Origin of the sequence: Parapedobacter luteus (assembly GCF_900168055.1) — a bacterium.
GTDB lineage: Bacteria > Bacteroidota > Bacteroidia > Sphingobacteriales > Sphingobacteriaceae > Parapedobacter > Parapedobacter luteus.
In genome coordinates this window covers 13,505-31,178 of sequence record NZ_FUYS01000010.1, presented here as the reverse complement: position 1 = coordinate 31,178, position 17,674 = coordinate 13,505, and the positions used below count along the sequence as shown (strand labels likewise).

16 protein-coding genes are annotated in these 17,674 nt (G+C 47.7%); 10 read left to right on the top strand and 6 right to left on the bottom strand.

Features of this window, described 5'->3' with window-relative positions; all coding sequences use genetic code 11:
- Positions 1 to 95: 95 nt before the first annotated feature.
- Complete coding sequence (locus B5X72_RS16425) at positions 96 to 1,076, top strand: sugar phosphate isomerase/epimerase family protein (protein WP_079718012.1); 981 nt, start codon at positions 96 to 98, stop codon at positions 1,074 to 1,076.
- A gap of 107 nt (positions 1,077 to 1,183) precedes the next feature.
- On the opposite strand, the gene B5X72_RS16420 is transcribed toward B5X72_RS16425, so the two are convergent.
- The gene (locus B5X72_RS16420) at positions 1,184 to 2,335 is read right to left on the bottom strand and encodes an aldose epimerase family protein (RefSeq protein ID WP_079718133.1); all 1,152 of its coding nucleotides are present in this window, start codon (positions 2,333 to 2,335) and stop codon (positions 1,184 to 1,186) included.
- Between the two features lie 514 nt (positions 2,336 to 2,849).
- Here B5X72_RS16420 and B5X72_RS16415 point away from each other — a divergent pair.
- The 8 genes from B5X72_RS16415 (at position 2,850) to lipB (ending at position 9,567) form a co-directional block, all read left to right on the top strand.
- Positions 2,850 to 3,410 (top strand): hypothetical protein, encoded by a 561-nt coding sequence (locus tag B5X72_RS16415; protein WP_139378744.1) that lies wholly within the window; start codon positions 2,850 to 2,852, stop codon positions 3,408 to 3,410.
- A 47-nt stretch (positions 3,411 to 3,457) separates the two neighbouring features.
- On the top strand, positions 3,458 to 4,081 hold the full coding sequence (locus B5X72_RS20835) for a hypothetical protein (protein WP_176146250.1): 624 nt from the start codon (positions 3,458 to 3,460) through the stop codon (positions 4,079 to 4,081).
- On the top strand, positions 4,012 to 4,818 hold the full coding sequence (locus tag B5X72_RS16405) for a sensor histidine kinase (RefSeq protein ID WP_079718009.1): 807 nt from the start codon (positions 4,012 to 4,014) through the stop codon (positions 4,816 to 4,818). The genes B5X72_RS20835 and B5X72_RS16405 overlap by 70 nt, the downstream gene beginning before the upstream one ends.
- A gap of 10 nt (positions 4,819 to 4,828) precedes the next feature.
- Positions 4,829 to 5,458, top strand: coding sequence for a response regulator transcription factor (locus B5X72_RS16400; protein WP_079718008.1), 630 nt, complete (start codon positions 4,829 to 4,831; stop codon positions 5,456 to 5,458).
- 21 nt (positions 5,459 to 5,479) lie between these two features.
- Positions 5,480 to 6,013, top strand: coding sequence for a cyclic nucleotide-binding domain-containing protein (locus B5X72_RS16395; RefSeq protein ID WP_139378743.1), 534 nt, complete (start codon positions 5,480 to 5,482; stop codon positions 6,011 to 6,013).
- Between the two features lie 83 nt (positions 6,014 to 6,096).
- The gene (locus B5X72_RS16390; RefSeq protein WP_079718006.1) at positions 6,097 to 7,464 is read left to right on the top strand and encodes a sensor histidine kinase; all 1,368 of its coding nucleotides are present in this window, start codon (positions 6,097 to 6,099) and stop codon (positions 7,462 to 7,464) included.
- A gap of 202 nt (positions 7,465 to 7,666) precedes the next feature.
- On the top strand, positions 7,667 to 8,866 hold the full coding sequence (hflX, locus tag B5X72_RS16380) for a GTPase HflX (RefSeq protein ID WP_079718004.1): 1,200 nt from the start codon (positions 7,667 to 7,669) through the stop codon (positions 8,864 to 8,866).
- Between the two features lie 5 nt (positions 8,867 to 8,871).
- Complete coding sequence (gene lipB / locus B5X72_RS16375) at positions 8,872 to 9,567, top strand: lipoyl(octanoyl) transferase LipB (protein ID WP_079718003.1); 696 nt, start codon at positions 8,872 to 8,874, stop codon at positions 9,565 to 9,567.
- 6 nt (positions 9,568 to 9,573) lie between these two features.
- Here the strand turns inward: lipB and B5X72_RS16370 are convergent, their stop codons facing one another.
- From B5X72_RS16370 to B5X72_RS16360, 3 genes are read right to left on the bottom strand one after another with little or no spacing between them, the layout of a single operon-like run.
- Positions 9,574 to 11,028: a S41 family peptidase gene (locus B5X72_RS16370; protein WP_079718002.1), complete on the bottom strand. Its 1,455-nt coding sequence runs from the start codon at positions 11,026 to 11,028 to the stop codon at positions 9,574 to 9,576.
- A gap of 59 nt (positions 11,029 to 11,087) precedes the next feature.
- Entirely contained in the window at positions 11,088 to 11,930 is an 843-nt protein-coding gene (locus B5X72_RS16365) for an MBL fold metallo-hydrolase (RefSeq protein ID WP_079718001.1), read from the bottom strand.
- Between the two features lie 58 nt (positions 11,931 to 11,988).
- Complete coding sequence (locus B5X72_RS16360; protein WP_079718000.1) at positions 11,989 to 13,413, bottom strand: L-serine ammonia-lyase; 1,425 nt, start codon at positions 13,411 to 13,413, stop codon at positions 11,989 to 11,991.
- 194 nt (positions 13,414 to 13,607) lie between these two features.
- Here B5X72_RS16360 and B5X72_RS16355 point away from each other — a divergent pair, with 194 nt between their 5' ends.
- Positions 13,608 to 15,167 (top strand): glycoside hydrolase family 10-like protein, encoded by a 1,560-nt coding sequence (locus tag B5X72_RS16355; protein ID WP_079717999.1) that lies wholly within the window; start codon positions 13,608 to 13,610, stop codon positions 15,165 to 15,167.
- 24 nt (positions 15,168 to 15,191) lie between these two features.
- Here the strand turns inward: B5X72_RS16355 and B5X72_RS16350 are convergent, their stop codons facing one another.
- Together B5X72_RS16350 and B5X72_RS16345 are read right to left on the bottom strand one after the other, a co-directional pair.
- Positions 15,192 to 16,907, bottom strand: a complete 1,716-nt coding sequence (locus tag B5X72_RS16350; protein WP_079717998.1) for a glycoside hydrolase family 3 protein — start codon at positions 16,905 to 16,907, stop codon at positions 15,192 to 15,194.
- Positions 16,908 to 16,982: 75 nt separating this feature from the next.
- Entirely contained in the window at positions 16,983 to 17,525 is a 543-nt protein-coding gene (locus B5X72_RS16345) for a TetR/AcrR family transcriptional regulator (protein WP_079718132.1), read from the bottom strand.
- Positions 17,526 to 17,674 lie beyond the last annotated feature (149 nt).

The window sequence follows — 17,674 nt, the reverse complement described above, 5'->3', positions numbered from 1 at the left end:
TGACAGATATGATTTGAATTTTAATCTTGAAGACTTAAATTAGCCTACTTTTCCGCGGGTGAGCACACGCCAGCTCCGGACAAAAAAATAAACACATGAATACCGACAGACGTACATTTTTGAAACAAGCTGGAGCCGGACTCGCCGCAGCCTATCTTGCACCTTCCTGGCTATCCTGCTCATCGTCCAATGCACCGGCCATCACAGTTGAGGAAATCGGCTTACAACTGTACACATTGCGCGACCAACTGGCCGGTGATGCATCGGCAACACTTAGTCGCGTTGCCGAGATAGGTTATGACCATGTAGAGACCTTCGGCGCTGAAATCAACAGTGGCAGTGGGGCTTCCTTCTGGGGATTATCCGTTAAAAACCTGACTGCATTACTAAGCGACTATGGATTAAAAACCTACAGCGGACACTACGATCTTTCCGATTTTCTGACGCCAGGAAACGGCAATCTGGACACCTTAAAAGCGTCCATTGATATCGCTGCCCACTTACGTCAACAATATGTGATAGCGCCGGTACCACCGTTTCTGCTTATTGATAAGCTTACCGTCGATGATTATCTTTTCATGGCCGATCAGCTCAATAAAGGGGGCGAACTCGCGGCTCAATCCGGCGTCAAGATTGGTTATCATAATCATTTCTGGGAATTCCGTACGTTAGCAGACGGACGCAGAGGCCTGGATATTCTTATTGACAATACCGACAAAGACTTGGTCGTATTTGAATTGGATTTGTTCTGGAGTGAAAAATCCGGCACAGACAGCGCTGCTTACTTTGAAAAACATCCTGGCCGTTTTCCGCTCTGGCATATCAAAGACATGGATAAGGCCAACACCGAAACAGTAACCGGGCCTGATTACGACAGCAGGCCCGTGATGGAAATCACTTCGACAATTACCTACACGGAAGTGGGAACAGGAAGCATTGACTTTAAAAAGATACTGGCGGAAGAAAAAGCGGCCGGATTGCGATACGCATTCGTGGAGCAAGACTTAATCACCATCGATCCCTTTGAGAGTATCGCCAAAAGCTACCAGTACGTCAAAAGCAATCTCTTAAGTTAGCGTGCTGACCGACTAAGCAACAACCGGCCAAATGGCTTCAATCCACTCCGGCCCGGCTACGCTGCCGAACATACGGACTGGATTGAAGCAAAGCCGGAGAAAAATGGCTACCTGAATCGATAAATCGTCCGTGTCTGATATTCGGCCTTTGGTTCCAAGACGGTTGATGGGAAATCCGGCTGGTTAGGCGAATCGGGAAAATGTTGGGTTTCCAAACAGAATGCCGAACGATGGCCATACGTCTTTCCCCCTTTGGCGTTTTGCACGTTGTCCATGAAATTGCCGCTATAGAACTGCAGACCGGGTTCCTCGGTAAGGATGTCCATGACAATGCCCGTTTTAGGACTCTCAACCGTAGCCACAAGCTGCAGCCCGGCATCTTTTTTCAACACAAAATTGTGGTCATAGCCCTTGCCAAGCACTAGCTGGGCATCTGCAGTATCAATGCGTGCACCGATGGCTGCCGGTTGCCTAAAGTCGAAGGGCGTATTGGTTACCGGAGTAAGCTCACCTGTCGGAATCAGCGTCTCGTCAACAGGGGTATAGCTGTCTGCACGGATAGTAAGTAGATGATCCAGAATGGTGCTATCACCTTCGCCGCTAAGGTTGAAGTAGGCATGATTGGTCAGGTTTACCACCGTGGCCTTGTCTGTGGTCGCCCGATAGGCGATGTCTAAACCGTTGTCCGCAGTAAGTGTGTACACCACGGTAGATACAAGTTTACCGGGATAGCCGGCATCACCGTCGGGAGAGGCATATTGTAATTCAAGGCTACTGTCCGTTACATGCTTTACTTCCCACACCTTCGCAAAGAAGCCATTGGTACCACCGTGCAGCGTGTTGGGCCCATCATTAAGCTCCAGCTGATACTGCTGCCCGTTCAATTCAAACTGCCCCTTGGCGATACGATTGCCGTAACGTCCTACCACGGCACCGTAAAACCCTTCGCCAGGTTGCCGATAAGCTGTCAAGTCCTTGTACCCAAGCACCACATCCACCAAGTCACCGTTTTTGTCCGGTACATGGAGACTAACCACGCGCGCGCCGTAATTCGTGATAGCTGCAACGGCCGTTCCGTTGGACAGCGTGTATAATTTCACGGAATCGCCATCAATTTCAGCCTCGAAATCTGCGGGTGACACCGATAGTACAGCCGACATGTCGGTGCTTGCAGATTGCTCGTGGGCAGGGCTACAAGCCGATATCGCGGCCGCAGCAACCATAAAGACAAAGGTAAACTTGTGTGTTCTGTTTTCCATGTTGAATAATTCCTTTTGGCGGCAAAGAAGCGCTTTCTCACTAACTGCATCAGTAAGCTGGCGGTTAGCCTCTGCCGGCTTCATTATTGTATAACATTAGGTTTACTAAAAAATGATCCTGCAATTAACCGTCCTCGCAACAAATTAATCACTATCTTGGCAAAGATAAAAGTAAAATCTACATATCAGTTAATTACTGAAGAATTTTGATAGACAGAAAGGCCGCGATGCCGTCGGGCCAGCAGGACAAGGGCCATATCAGACTTCTTTCGATGCAGATTTATGGCCGTGCAGCAAATGGGTAAAATTACCCTTTACATCATGCCTTCCTGACGCTATTTTTACTCGATAATTAATTCATTTGTTCACCCACTAAACTGTGATGAACCGATATGAGTTGCCGCTTCGAAAAGAATATGTTCCAAAGCTTGTGTTATACAGCAGGCTTAAACCACGGCAAACACACCAGACGCAATCTCAGCTAATATCTTGAAAGAAAACAACACATTCAATAATGAAAAGGTCACTTATCTATTCCGTATTACCATTACTGGTTGTTCTAGCCTGTCAAACAGCCAATGACTCGCCAGCTGTACGCATTACCGCCAATGCGCATCTGCCGGATTCAATGATTATTCCCGTCAGCGTCGGTCGCGAGATGGTGCACAATTACAACCGAAAGCAACAGCAAAGCGGGTTGGACGTCACGTCCGACAGCCTCCAAACGCAATTTGTCTGGATAGCGATCGAAGCGCTGGAAGGACTGGTAGACGACGCCAAAGCGGCCGGGTCAGACGGCGTACGCATTTATTTTGCCACGTACGGTTCCAACGAAGCGGCACTTTCCTTCCCCAACGAGCCCCACCATGCCGGCATGAATACGCTGGTCTTTGTGCCGACTAAAGACACCGTCGTAGCTGGAAGACACCTTCATTGGGATCACTACATCCATCAATTTACACCGCAAGGTGCATGGAGCGAATTGAACGAACAAGCAGGCGTGATGAATAGAACCAATATTTGCCCGCCGCCTCAAAACTGCAATGGAGAAGGTGCTACACTATTGAGTAATTAGTCGTGTCGTTTCCGTACGCTCAAACTATACAACTTATTTGTCTGTTGGTGGCAATACGATTTCTTTGGAAAGATCGCTCGCCTTTTTGGCGCCTCCACATCGCCTACCTCGCTGTCGTGGTTATTGTAGAATTATGTGGCCGTTTTATGCTGCTCAAAGTAAGCAGCAACCACATGATGTATAATGTTTTCTTGTGGGTGGAGGCATGCTTTATTGGAAGCTTTTTATCCTATCTTTTCCGACCGTATACAAAAACGCTACGTTGGCCTTGGTATTGGATGCTATTATTTGGCGGTGCTTTTTTTGCAGAGTTCGCTTATATGGATGGTGTGGGTTTTATGCACCGTACAACAACAGGAATGTCGGTATTCGTTGTCATCGGCTGTGTATATTATTTTTGGTTGATTTGGGATGGCAGCGATATCGCCAATATACTTGCTTACGCGCCTTTTTGGTGGGTTGTGGGGACCCTGTATTTTTACTTTGGAAGTACGGCAAATAATCTGTTATTTCAGCAGCTTTTCTTGTTGCACGAACCACGCTTCGAAGGATCAGTGCGCTACGCAACCATGATCATGTTGAACATTATTTTATACAGTATATGGAGTTATGCATTCTATTGCAGGTATCGGGAGCGGAAATCAATCGCCTATTACTCTACGGCACATTGATTTTTCTCATCATGCCCACTGTATTGGTTGTATTTATGGTTTTTTACCAACGGCGTATCCATGCGCACCGCCAAGCACAGGCCGCACAGGAAGCGCAGCACCAGCGGGATAAACTGCTCGTAAAGCTGGAAGCCGAAGAAAATACCCGTAAGCGTATCGCAAGTGATCTACATGACAATATCGGTCAGGTAATGAGCTTAGCTGCATTGACATTATCTGCGGTAGACCTGAGCCAACCGGAAAAAGCTACGAACAAGATAGAAACCGTTTACCTGCTCATCACGCGTAGCATACACGAGCTTCGGCAGCTTGCGCGTCTTATTTCCGCTACCGAGATTTTACATGGCGGCTTGCAGCAAGCGATCGCAAAGGAACTTGAATGGGTGCGTGACAGCAAGGTACTTGCTGTACGCTATGACAGCCCGGCTGCACCGCCGCCTGAAATCTCACACGAGCAGGCCATTTTGTTATTCCGATCGTTTCAAGAGCTATTAGGTAACGCTATCAAACATGCACAAGCCAGCGCCATAAGCGTGCAGCTTCATCACACTCCGCAGCAGTTGGCCATCTATGTGGAGGATAATGGGATAGGCTTCCATCCCCCAGTGGATGCGTCTTCTGGGGGCATGGGCTTACCCGCCATCCGTGAGCGCATGAATCAATTGGAAGGTGATTTTACGATTCACTCTACGCCCGGGAACGGCACTTATGCTTGCCTGAAATGCCCTATACGTTAATTGCGCCCCTATGATTAAATACGCTTTGATAGACGACCACCGCATCATCCGCGAAGGCATAATTTCCCTGATGGAAGACCATAGCGACATCATATTGCATTTCGACGCCTCAAATGGAAGTGAGATACAACGCAAAATCGACGAACTGGGGCCGCCGGATATCATCTTGCTGGACATCGCTATGCCCATTATGGACGGCTACCAAAGCATGGAGTGGCTAAGCCAGCATCATCCTGACATTAAAGTACTGGCCTTGAGCATGCATAGCGAAGAGCATGCAGCCAGCCGTATGCTTATGCTTGGTGCCAAAGGCTTTATCTCCAAAGATGTGCGCAATGCAGAGCTTGTTGCAGCGATGCGTTACCTTCATACAGGAGATCTCGCTTACCGTTCGCAGGCCCCGTCACTCACGACCCACTTAAAACCGTCATTGCACCATTTACTAAATTTCTCCAACAGGGAATTGGAATACCTGCGGTTGTGCGCACAGGGCCTGTCTGACGAAAAAATTGCCGACGCAATGTGCCTGAGCAGACGTACGGTAGAAAAATACCGCGAGGCACTCACCCAACGGCTCAATTTGAAAACCAAAAATGATTTGACTAACTACGCCTTCCGAAATGGGTTGGCAACCCGCTAATTCCGCTTAACGAACATGGATATGGAACAACACCTTCAACAATTTAAGCAAAAACTCCAATCGTTTGCTCCAATGCATTCAGGTATCTGGGAAACATTGACCAAACACCTTTCCGTGATCGGTTGCCCTGCGGAACGGCCGCTCACCATGCAGCCCGGCATCTGTTATCTTGCCGAAGGCCTGATGATGCAATGCAAATACCACGCAGACACAGAACCTACTATACTGCGTTTCATACCGCAGGGCACAACAATCCCCATGAGCATGGGCGATACGGCGCAATTAAAGGCAATCTTGCCCTGTAGGTTGCTTTGGGTGGGCAAAAAAGAATTGGAACAGCTTACGGTATCATTCCCCGATCTGCGCCGACATTATGACGCTTGGATGAGTGGATGGTACCAATTATTGGAAGATCGGTCAGAACTACTGTTATTGCCCCCAAAAGAACGCAAGCAAGCGTTTATTTCAAAGTATCCGAATATGATACAATACATTAAAATCAAAGACCTCGCTATTTACCTCGCGATGCAGCCCAACTATTTAGGCGTACTTTAGACTCAGGAACACGTTTCAAAATGCCTTCCCGAAGTTAATTATCTTGCTAACTTTGTCAATTCAGTTAATTGGCAATATCCTGAATGCAGGTACGGCTTCGAAAATTCTGGTGGCAACTTGTCGGAGACCCTGAACAGCTCCCCCTGGAGCATCGGGCTTTTAACGTCATTGGTTTAATCACCGGTGTGCTGCTGCTTATTTTAATCCCACTAAATATCGCCCTGAAACTCTGGGTGGTCTCGGGGATGTTGGTGGTTATCGAAGCAATATTGGTCTTCCTGATCATCAGGGCCAGGGTTTATGGCCAGTATACGTTCAGCCTGCTGGCCTATGCAATAGCGAGCTATGTTGTGGTTACCATCACTTTCCTGTATAATTCAGGGAGCAACGGGCCGGCGTTATACCTCTTTTTGCTCACGTATCTATTTTTGATCGCTTTCACCCATCCCCGTTTTCATCGCATCTGGACTGTGCTGCATCTTGTGGTACCCGTATCACTACTCGGTTTGGAATACGTTGTCCCCCATATATTGGCGACCGATTATGCTACGCTGGAGTATCGCTATCTCGATATTGCTACCACACTGATTATCATTGTAGTCTGCACTTACAGCATCACCATTTACCTACGCGGCAACTACGAACGGGAAAAACATACGGCCGAGCAACATGCCTACAAAATTGAAGCACAAAACGAACAGATCCGCGCTCAGAATATATTGTTACAAGAATCCAACAGTGAAAAACTACGTTTGATATCGATATTGGCCCATGACTTGCGCAACCCATTGAGCGCAATAACAGGCGTATTGGAGATTCTGACTTATGAGGAATTGCCGGCCGATATGCGAAAGGCAATGAAAGCAGAACTGTTGCTCGCTGCCCGCAACACCTCTGAATTGCTTGACAACCTGCTTTCATGGACCACCGGGCAAATCAAAGGCCTGAAACCAATCGCCACCAAGATAAAACCCGAAGTTGTTATTGCCAACGTACTGGAAGTGCAGCAATTCATAGCCAACAAGAAAGGGATATCCATAACGACCCATCTCGAGGCGGACGTCAAAATATGGGCAGATATCGATATGCTAGAGTTGATCATCCGCAACTTAATCAGCAATGCCTTGAAATTCACACCGAAAAATGGCACAGTTGATATCTCGTTAAACCGAAACGCAGACAACCGTACATGTACGTTAGCGATTGAAGACAACGGTATCGGCATTGCCAGCGAGGATATGAGTCGGTTATTCGACAGGAATGTGCAATCCACCTACGGCACTGAAAGCGAGAAAGGCATCGGACTTGGCTTATATTTATCCAAAGAATTGGCTGCGCTCAATCACGGTAAAATATGGGCCCGGAGCACACCCGGCAAGGGGTCTACTTTTTTTGTATCTCTCCCATTGTACGAGGCAGAAAGTCATCCACAACCACATCAGCTTAGTTGAACCCGAAAGAAACCATTGCCGAATAGCCAAGATTAACATTACGGATTTTTGCCAAAAACTTTTTACCTTTGTACTTTGTTAACTGCGTATCAAGCCATGTAATACCGCACAACACCATTCTTATAGCATTTACTTGAAAAAGCGCCGCCAGACTTTGCCTTGCGCCGCTACTTTCACTTTTTATTTTACACTGATTAAACACATGGCAAAACAAAAAATTTTTGACACCGCTATACAACCCGAGACCGCTGTTTTGGTAGGCATCATCCTGCCCAACGAAAGCGAAGAAAAAGAACAGGAATATTTGGAAGAACTGGCCTTTTTGGTTGACACCGCAGGGGGTGTCATAAAGGGAGTATTTACGCAGCGGCTCCATCACCCCGATAGGGCCACTTTTGTAGGCACCGGCAAGCTGGACGAAATAAAGTCATTTGTGGAAGCCGAGGAAATTGACATCGTCGTGTTTGACGATGAGCTATCGCCCTCGCAGCTGCGCAATATCGAACGTGAACTAAAGGTGAAGATACTTGATCGAAGCAACCTTATCTTAGATATCTTCGCCCGCAGGGCAAAATCAGCGCAAGCTAAGACACAAGTGGAATTGGCACAACTGCAATACCTGCTTCCCCGGCTTACTCGGATGTGGACGCACCTGGAACGCCAACGCGGCGGTATCGGGATGCGGGGCCCAGGAGAAAGCCAAATCGAGAGCGACCGCCGGATGATCCTCAATAAAATCGCACTGCTTAAGGAACGCCTCAAGAGCATTGATCGCCAAGCGGAAACTCAACGAAAAAACCGGGGCCAACTTATTCGGGTAGCACTGGTAGGGTATACGAATGTGGGCAAGTCGACGATCATGAACCTGATCGCTAAATCCGACGTATTTGCCGAAAACAAATTGTTTGCCACATTGGATACGACTGTCCGCAAAGTCGTCATCGACAACTTACCTTTTCTCCTTTCCGATACCGTAGGGTTTATTCGCAAACTACCCCATCACCTGGTTGAGTGTTTTAAGTCAACACTGGACGAAGTGCGGGAAGCCGATGTGCTGGTACATGTGGTGGACATCTCCCATCCAAGCTTTGAAGACCACATCAGGGCCGTAAACGAAACGCTCAAGGAACTCGGGGCACTGGATAAACCGACCATCACCGTATTCAATAAAATCGATGCTTACCAACCAGAAAGGGAGCAGCAAGCGGATGAAACGGATACCGAAGCACAACCGACTTCGCTGGAGGAGTTCAAGCGCAGTTGGATGGCCAAGTACAACAGTCCGGCAGTATTTATATCGGCAACAGCCAAGACAAACGTCGAAGAATTTAGGAAACTAATTTACGACACCGTGGTGAAAATGCATACCGAACGATATCCTTACGATAATTTACTGTATTAAGGAGGATGAACAAGAAAGTCATTTTCGAAGATTGGGGCTTATTGGATTATCAGGTCGCTTGGGATAGGCAGGAGGCCCTCTTTGCCCAAGTGGTAAGCCAAAAATCAGCCAACCGGCAAGAAGGATTGGCAACGCCGACGATCAATCACCTGATTTTCACCGAGCACCCCCATGTGTATACGCTCGGTAAAAGCGGTAATCCTGAAAACTTATTATTGGACGAAAGCGGGTTACAGGAGAAACAAGCTACGTTTTACAAGATAAACCGGGGCGGCGATATCACCTATCACGGTCCCGGGCAAATCGTAGGGTACCCTATTCTCGATCTCGATAATTTCTTTACCGACATCCACCGTTATCTCCGCACCCTGGAAGAGGCGGTCATCCGCACACTGGCCGATTATGGCATCACAGCCGGGCGTTACCCAGGTTATACAGGCGTATGGATAGATGCGGATAATGGCCGTGCGCGCAAGATTTGTGCTTTAGGCGTACGCGCCAGCCGTTGGGTGACCATGCATGGTTTCGCTTTTAATGTCAATACCGACCTTACTTATTTCGGCAACATCATTCCCTGCAATATCGATGATAAAGACGTCACTTCGATGCAACGTGAATTGGGAAAACCCCAAGACATCAATGCGATAAAGGATCGCCTTAAGGATCATATTGCGGAGCTGTTTGGGATGGAAATCGAGTAATCCCCACTATCTTATTTTTAGGGGGACACCGTCCAGCGAATGGGTGACATCCAGCGGAACTATATTCGACACCTTTTCATTCATCCTTGACAACTCACCGAAGCCGGCGGCCAGCCGTTGCCGTTGCACGCTCATTTGCCTGCTCAGCGTCGAACGCATGCTCGGATCGATAATGCCAAGTGCGCTTCCGATCAACGGATCTTCCGCAGACCCCATTGGCGCAAAAGGAACAGTCTCAACAACTTCATAGGTCGGAGTTAGCCCATTAACAAAATTGCCTTCGCCATTTCTGTTTTTATATTTCAGCACAATCGGTTGAATACCCCAATCGTTTTCGCCTTTAAAACGCGGCGAAGAATTTACAATGGTAATGGATGCGTCGTCTTTACCTCGGGTGGTACCGCCGATATGGACGACATTGGCAGCTCCCAAAAAGGGCCTAAGGTTGTTGATTACCAATTCGCTGGCAGATGCCGAACTACCGGTCGCCAGAATAAAAACCCGGCTCAACCCCAAGTTGTTGGCGCTGACTACATTGCCATTTTCGGCACCAAACAAATCGGCGTAAGTCAATACGGCATCCCTAAAATTGTTATTGAACTCATATCGGATAAAATCACTGTTGATGTTGAAGCCTTTATGAGTCAATGCCGATAATAGCGATGCAACGCCAACATCCCCTCCGCCATTATAACGCTCGTCAATGATTAATTCGCTAACTCCTCCGGCTTTAAATCGATTAAAGGCGTCAATAAGCTCTTGCGCTTGATTAGACAAAAATCGGTTGTAAAATAAATAAGCTACCTTTGTTCCGTTGGCTGTGGTTAATATGGAATCCATGTGTATCGCCTTCTCCTGGAAGTTTTCAACCGGAGTTATCGAAATTTCTTCGCCTTCACTGATAACGTTTCCATTGATAATGCCCCTTGTAAGCGTAAAGGGCTCGTTGCCTTGCAGAGGTTGATAGTTTTCTACATATCCTTCACTATCCACGGTCAATTCAATTCCATTGACGCGTGTAAAAATGTCGCCACGCTTGATTCCTGCCAAATCAGCGGGAGACCCTTTAAGTACGTAACGAATAGCGGCACCCGCCCCCCTTTCACCGATTCTAAAGAAGCCAAAACCCAAACCGCTGGTTTTTATAATTCCACTGAGTTCATTTCTTAAATCTTCCGCATTTTGAATCCAAGAGAACCGGTCTGCAGGCCTATTCAACAAGCTCTCGAAAAAAGCTTGCGGGCTTGAATTAAAGTTAAGGTTTCTATCTTGAGGAATCGAGGTATTCCAATAATAGTAATAACGCATCGAGTCGACAATCCATTTATTAACCTCCGTATTGGTGACCTCCCCTCCTGGCCGTGGTTCGTTCTTGGCGCAAGAGGCCATCAACAGCATCGAAACAACCAATACCACCGGCAAAAATCCAATTACCGAACGGCGAGTACGATTAAACAACATATGTTAGAACAATCAATATCCGTAACTAAAAAAAAATACTTTAAACTTCGAACACAACACTAACCAGATACCTGTTGTGATCTTGAATACGAAATCGCCGTATCTTGGCTAAATAGGGTATAAGAAGCCGGCTGTGGCTCGCCTAAATAATAAACAGCGGTCTCTGCGTACCGCCCTGCAACAACAATTTCCGTATCAGCCCGGTGTTCATCAAACAAGTTGTATACCAACTCCGGATCATTATTATCCCGCGAAAGGTGCGACAAAAACAGGTGCCGCAATCGTGGCGAACGCTGCCTGATAAATAATTCCAATGCTTCCGCGTTGGATAGGTGACCGTAGCCGCTGCGAATCCGATTTTTCAAGAAAAACGGATAACGGCCGCGCGCTAACATGTCTACATCATAGTTGGCCTCAAGAAAAACGGCATCACACCGCCCAAAGAAATCCTCAACGCGTTCGCATACCCTGCCGATGTCAGTAAAAACCCCTACCGTGTATCCTTCACCTTCAACAAGGAAACTATGGGGATCAGCCGCGTCATGGTATTTCCGAAACGACGTAACCGCCAAGCCGCCGATACCGATGGTCTGCAAATCCGTAAGCGGATGCAGCAATCTGTCAGGTATGGCTAACCTGCATGCCATCCGTGTACCATCTGTGAGAAACACAGGAAGCTGATATTTGTTTGCAAGCACACTCAATCCCTTGACATGATCGGTATGTTCATGGGAAACAAAAATAGCCTTCACCTGTTGCATAGGCAGCCCCTGTCTCGCCATTCGCTTTTCGATCTCACGGCAGGAAATCCCAGCATCTACTAAGATGGCCTCACGTCCGTTGCCGACGAAATAGCAATTGCCATTGCTGCCAGAAGCGATTGAACTGATGAAAAGCGGCATAGCACAAAGTACGGCAAAAAAGACAGAAATGTTCCTAAAAATTTGTACATTTTGAGTGCTAGCATTCCGGCAAACTCAGGGGGATATTGACGGCTAAACCGCCATCGGCCGTTTCTTTGTATTTCACATTCATATCCTGTGCCGTTTCCCACATTGTTTTTACTACCGCATCGAGGCTTACCTTGGCTTTATCCGGATTGGATTGCAGCGCCAGTTGCGCAGCCGTAATGGCTTTGATAGCCCCCATGGTATTGCGTTCAATGCAGGGAATCTGTACAAGGCCCCCTATCGGATCACAGGTGAGACCGAGATGATGCTCCATGGCGATTTCAGCAGCCATAAGTACTTGCCGTTGCGAGCCGCCCAGACGTTCTGTAAGTGCGCCGGCAGCCATGGCAGAAGACACCCCTATCTCGGCTTGGCATCCACCCATTGCTGCGGAGATGGTTGCTCCCTTTTTGAAAATGCTCCCAATTTCGGAGGCGGTAGCAATAAACCGGATAATCTGGTCTTCATTTAAGCCATCGTGGAACACAATAAAATATTGGAGCACCGCCGGTATTACGCCCGCGGCGCCGTTTGTTGGTGCGGTGACCACACGGCCAAAAGAAGCGTTCTCTTCATTGACGGCCAGTGCAAAGCAACTTACCCAGTCCAATGTATACTGAAAACTGCCGCCACCGGCACGGATGGCTGCGACCCAACTTTCATAATCAGAATAGGACCGCCCGGCAATCAAACGCTTGTTAAGCTTATAAGCACGGCGATCGACAAGCAACCCGCCCGGCAGTATGCCCGTCGTATGGCATCCGCGGTAGATGCAATCACGTATGGTGGTAAATATCCGAAGAATCCCTGCTTTCGTCTCCCCTTCTGGGCGCCATGCCTGTTCATTTTCCAATACCAATTCGGAAATCTTTAGTCCGGTACGGATGCACCATAGCAGCAATTCCTTTGCATTCTGTATGGGGAATGGTAGGTCGACTTCCTGTTTATGATCATGCTCACCTTCTTTCACTACAAATCCACCACCGATAGAATAATAGGTTTCACTGACAGCGGTGCCATTGGCTAAGAGCGCCTGAAAGGTCACCGCATTAGGATGATACGGGAGGCTTTCGGCATATAGGAACAACAGGTCATCGGTATAAGAAAATGGTATTTCGTGAAAGCCGCCCAACACTAACCGCCCCTTCTGCCTGATGTCGGCCACCTTGGTAGCTACCCGATCAACGGCAAATGTCTCCGGATCATCGCCACTGAGTCCCAACAAAACGGCTACATCAGTACCATGCCCTATACCCGTCTTCGCCAACGAACCGTAAAGCAGAATGTGGATAGCCGTCGTCTGTTCAAGCAAACCGCTTTGCACCAGGTACTGCGTGAATCGCTGAGCGGCACGCCAGGGGCCAAGCGTATGCGAACTTGATGGGCCTATACCAATCTTAAACATGTCAAACACGGAGATTTGCTCCTTCATCATCGCAACAAGTTAATTATGCATACATTGCAAAGGTATCGCTTTTATTCCTGCTTTACCGAAAGTCGGACGATATTCACATAACGATCACATATAGGCTATAAGGGAGGCTGCTACCTGCGCAACCGCGAGCCGTCTATAGGCATAGCTGTAAATCCGATTTTTTCCTATCTTTACCGCGGATTACGACATTGGAAATGAGCTATATTCGTGTGTACCTTGGCTGCCTAACTACAATTACCTTATTGCTTACCTGCTCTGCTAGCTATTGTCGCGCCGACCCGCCCTTGGACATACTGCCCAAACGTGAACTTCGAGGTGTATGGATTGCCACCGTAGTGAATATCGATTGGCCGTCCGCCGCTGGTCTTGATGTAGAAAAGCAAAAACAGGAACTTATTCAGCAGCTGAATAATCACCAGCGGGCAGGCATCAATGCCATCATGCTGCAGATACGACCTTCGGCTGATGCATTTTATGCGAAAAGCAAGGAACCCTGGAGTCGTTTCCTTACCGGTAAGCCCGGACAGCAGCCTTCCCCTTTCTATGACCCACTTGAATTTGCCATTATCGAAGCGCACAAACGGGGCATGGAACTGCACGCCTGGATGAACCCTTATCGGGCTACCTTTGATCTGGTATCTGCAAACACCACGAGCGACCACATCACCCGCCAGATACCCAATTGGTTTTTTGTTTACGGTGGAAAAAAACTCTTCAACCCCGGTATTCCCGAAGTCAGAGATTACATCACAGGTATTGTCATGGATGTCGTCCGCAATTATGATATCGACGGGATCCATTTCGATGATTACTTTTACCCTTATCCCGAAGGTGGCAAAACGATACCTGATGCCGAAACATTCAAGCAGTATCCAAACGGTTTTCGCAATATCGCCGATTGGCGCCGCAATAATGTCAACCTGCTGATCCAAATGGTATCAGACAGTATCCGCAGCACAAAGAAGTACATCAAGTTTGGGATTAGCCCATTCGGTATTTGGGACAACAAAAAGGACCATCCGCTTGGCTCTGCATCATCAGGACTAAGTGGATATCGCCAGTTATATGCCGATGCACTGACGTGGCTCGAAGAGGGTTGGATAGATTACATCAACCCGCAAATCTATTTCCCTTTTGGCAATCCGAATGCTCCTTATGAGGTGCTGGCCGATTGGTGGAGCCAGCATACAAACGGCAGGCATTTCTATGTCGGCCATGCTGCCTATCGTGCCAACGAAAACCGGGAAGGTTGGCGCGATCGCAGTCAAATCCCCAATCAGGTTCGGTATGCCAGGCAACATGCCAACGCTCAGGGAAGCATTTATTACAGTTCAAAACATATTGCCAATAACGCTGCGGGGCTCCGCGATTCGTTGCAATATAACCTGTATCGCTATAAGTCATTGCCCCCAAGCATGCCCTGGCTGGACAGTGTCCCACCAGAGCCTCCCTTTGGCCTGCTGGCGCAGACCTCGAAAAATCCGGCATCCGTCACTTTACATTGGCAACCGGCTGCTCCAGCCGCAGATGGCGATGAGGCATATGGCTATGTTGTATACCGTTTCAATGAGGGCGAAGAACTTGATTTAAGCAACCCCCAACATATTCTGCATATTACCTACGATAAGAACCAACTGACCTATACCGACAATATGGTCCGTCGGAATGGGCACTACCGCTATGTGGTTACTGCGATAGACCGGCTAAAAAATGAAAGCCTTCCTTCCAATGTACGGGAAATATATATCGAGTAACGCACAACGTACAATGACGCAATTTCATTTGCCATCGCCGTAGCGGAAAAATGAATTGACAGTAACCGGCAGCCTTCCTGTAGGATTCAACCTTTTGAGGATGACCTTCGCTGCAGCCCGTTGCATGATATCGTCATTTTGATAACAGACAAGAATGGTTTTTGCTTGTTCGATGCCCGGTAATCCCGCAAGGCTGTATGGATTGGCGAATAAGCAAAAAACGCTATTCATGTTGGCCAGTTCATTAATAAATAAACGTACGGTCCCGTTGTAATTCAATGTACTTCTCGGACGAATGCGATTGTCGTGCAAGGCGACGATGACCTGGCTATAGCTACTTAGTTCATTAGCCACCGCCGCCACATCATCTGCCGTCGCCTGCGGCGATAGTACGTAAAACATGTTATTATCAAAACGCCATCCAAGCATGTTTTGAAATTCCGAAATCTGCGTCAATCCGATACAGATTACTGCTGTTCGCTTGGTATAGTCCAAAGCCTTAATTAAGCTATCACTTTTCAGCAATGTCACGGAAGCATCTGCCAAGCGCTGATTAAGCGCTTCGGTCTGAGGTCTGTTGATATCACGATATAGGTTGGTCAAGTTTACCGTACGTTGCTGCTGATTGTCCAGGCCAAGCCAATACTTGGCGGCCAGAATCTTTTTGACGCGGGTATCGATATCTTGCTGCGATAGACGCCCTTGTTTGATTGCCTGCAATACCAAATTGATAGCTCGCCCGCTGTTTTCCGAAAGTTCGAGGACATCGTTGCCCGCAATGATGGCCCTCACATCTGCTTCACCGTTTCGAAAGTGCTTGACCACGCCCCTCATATCCATGGCATCGGTAAATGTAAGACCTTGGAAACCAAATCGCTTCTTCAACACATTGGTAATGATATGATGAGACAAGGAAGAGGGTAAGTTTGGCGTCTTGTCCAAGCTTGGTATATTCATGTGAGCCACCATGACACCTGGAGCGCCGGCCTTGATCAATTCACGAAAAGGGTACATCTCCAACGAATCCAGTCGCCCGGCAGTAAAGGTCAGCCGTGGTAAGTCATAGTGCGAATCTACGTCGGTGTCACCGTGTCCCGGAAAGTGCTTTAGCGTCGTGAGCAGGCCGCCATCCATCATTCCACGCATATAAGCCAGCCCTTTGCGGGTCACATTTTGCTTGTCTTCACCAAACGATCGAAAGTTAATAACCGGATTACGCGGATTGTTGTTGATATCTACTACCGGAGCGAAGTTGACATTCATTCCCAATCGTTTAAAGTCCCGTGCGACCTCCAGCCCCATTTGATATATTAAGGCCTCATTTTGAATTGCTCCCAAGGCCATTTGATAGGGAAAAGAAATGGTAGAGTCTGCTAAGCGCATTCCCAGTCCCCATTCACCGTCAAACGCAACAAGCAACGGTACTTTTGAAAGCCGTTGGTATCGGTTGATTACCTGCGCGTGGCGCACTGGCCCACCTTGGAATAACACAATTCCACCCAATTGTTCACGCTGAATTACTCCAGCTACGGAGTCAATATACCGTTGCCCTAAATCGCTATGCGCACGGACCATAAACAGTTGAGCAACCTTATCTCGGGCGCTTAGCGTATTAAAGACCGAATCGACCCATCTGTGCTGCGCATTGATGAACGGAATAAAAGCATCACGTTGCTGAGCTGATAACGTAAGCTGTAATGATAAGATGAGACCAGATGCAACAAGCGCTTTTCTGAGCATATTTAGCTAAACCTACAAAAACAATACCGATGACGTGACAACATGATACCCCCCTACCATTCCCTGCCTACCCGGTTACAATCCGTATTTCGCTTCCAGCAATTTTGCCAACTCAGCCGAATTGGTCAAATCCCCGTTGGCTTCCTTCTTCCATAAAATTTCGATGATTAACAAGAGGAGTTGCGTCTCCAATGCCGGTTTTTCATACCCCAATTCCGCAAACGCCCGTTGAATGGTAGGATATACCGGTTTCATGAAAAGCTCATGCTGCTGCCGCGAAAATTCGTGATGGGATAGACGTTCTTGCAACTTCCAAAACAAAGGCTCTTCATTGACCAATTCACGGGGCAGGTTAATCATGCTGCGCAAAAAGCTTTTGGCATCGCGATAGGTAAGCATTCCCCGATGATGCTGCAACACTCGCCTATATCCCGATTTGATCAAATAAAACAGCAGGTTGTCTTTATTGCCAAAATGTTTAAATATAAGCGCTTCAGAAACCCCCGCCCGCTGAGCGATAATCTTCGTAGAGGTATCCATGTAGCCTTTTTCAGCAAACAATAAGAGTGCCTCACGCAATATTTTTTCCTTTCTACTCTCTACTTTTTGCTTTATCATGGCATTCATGCAAAATAGAACGCAAATATATTATTCAAACCGTGGTTAAGCGAGGCCAATCGATAAAAAAGGCGACGTGGCTAAATCAATGCCCCACGCGCACTGAGAATTTGGTATACTCGCGCTCGATTTTGGGCATTTTGTTTACG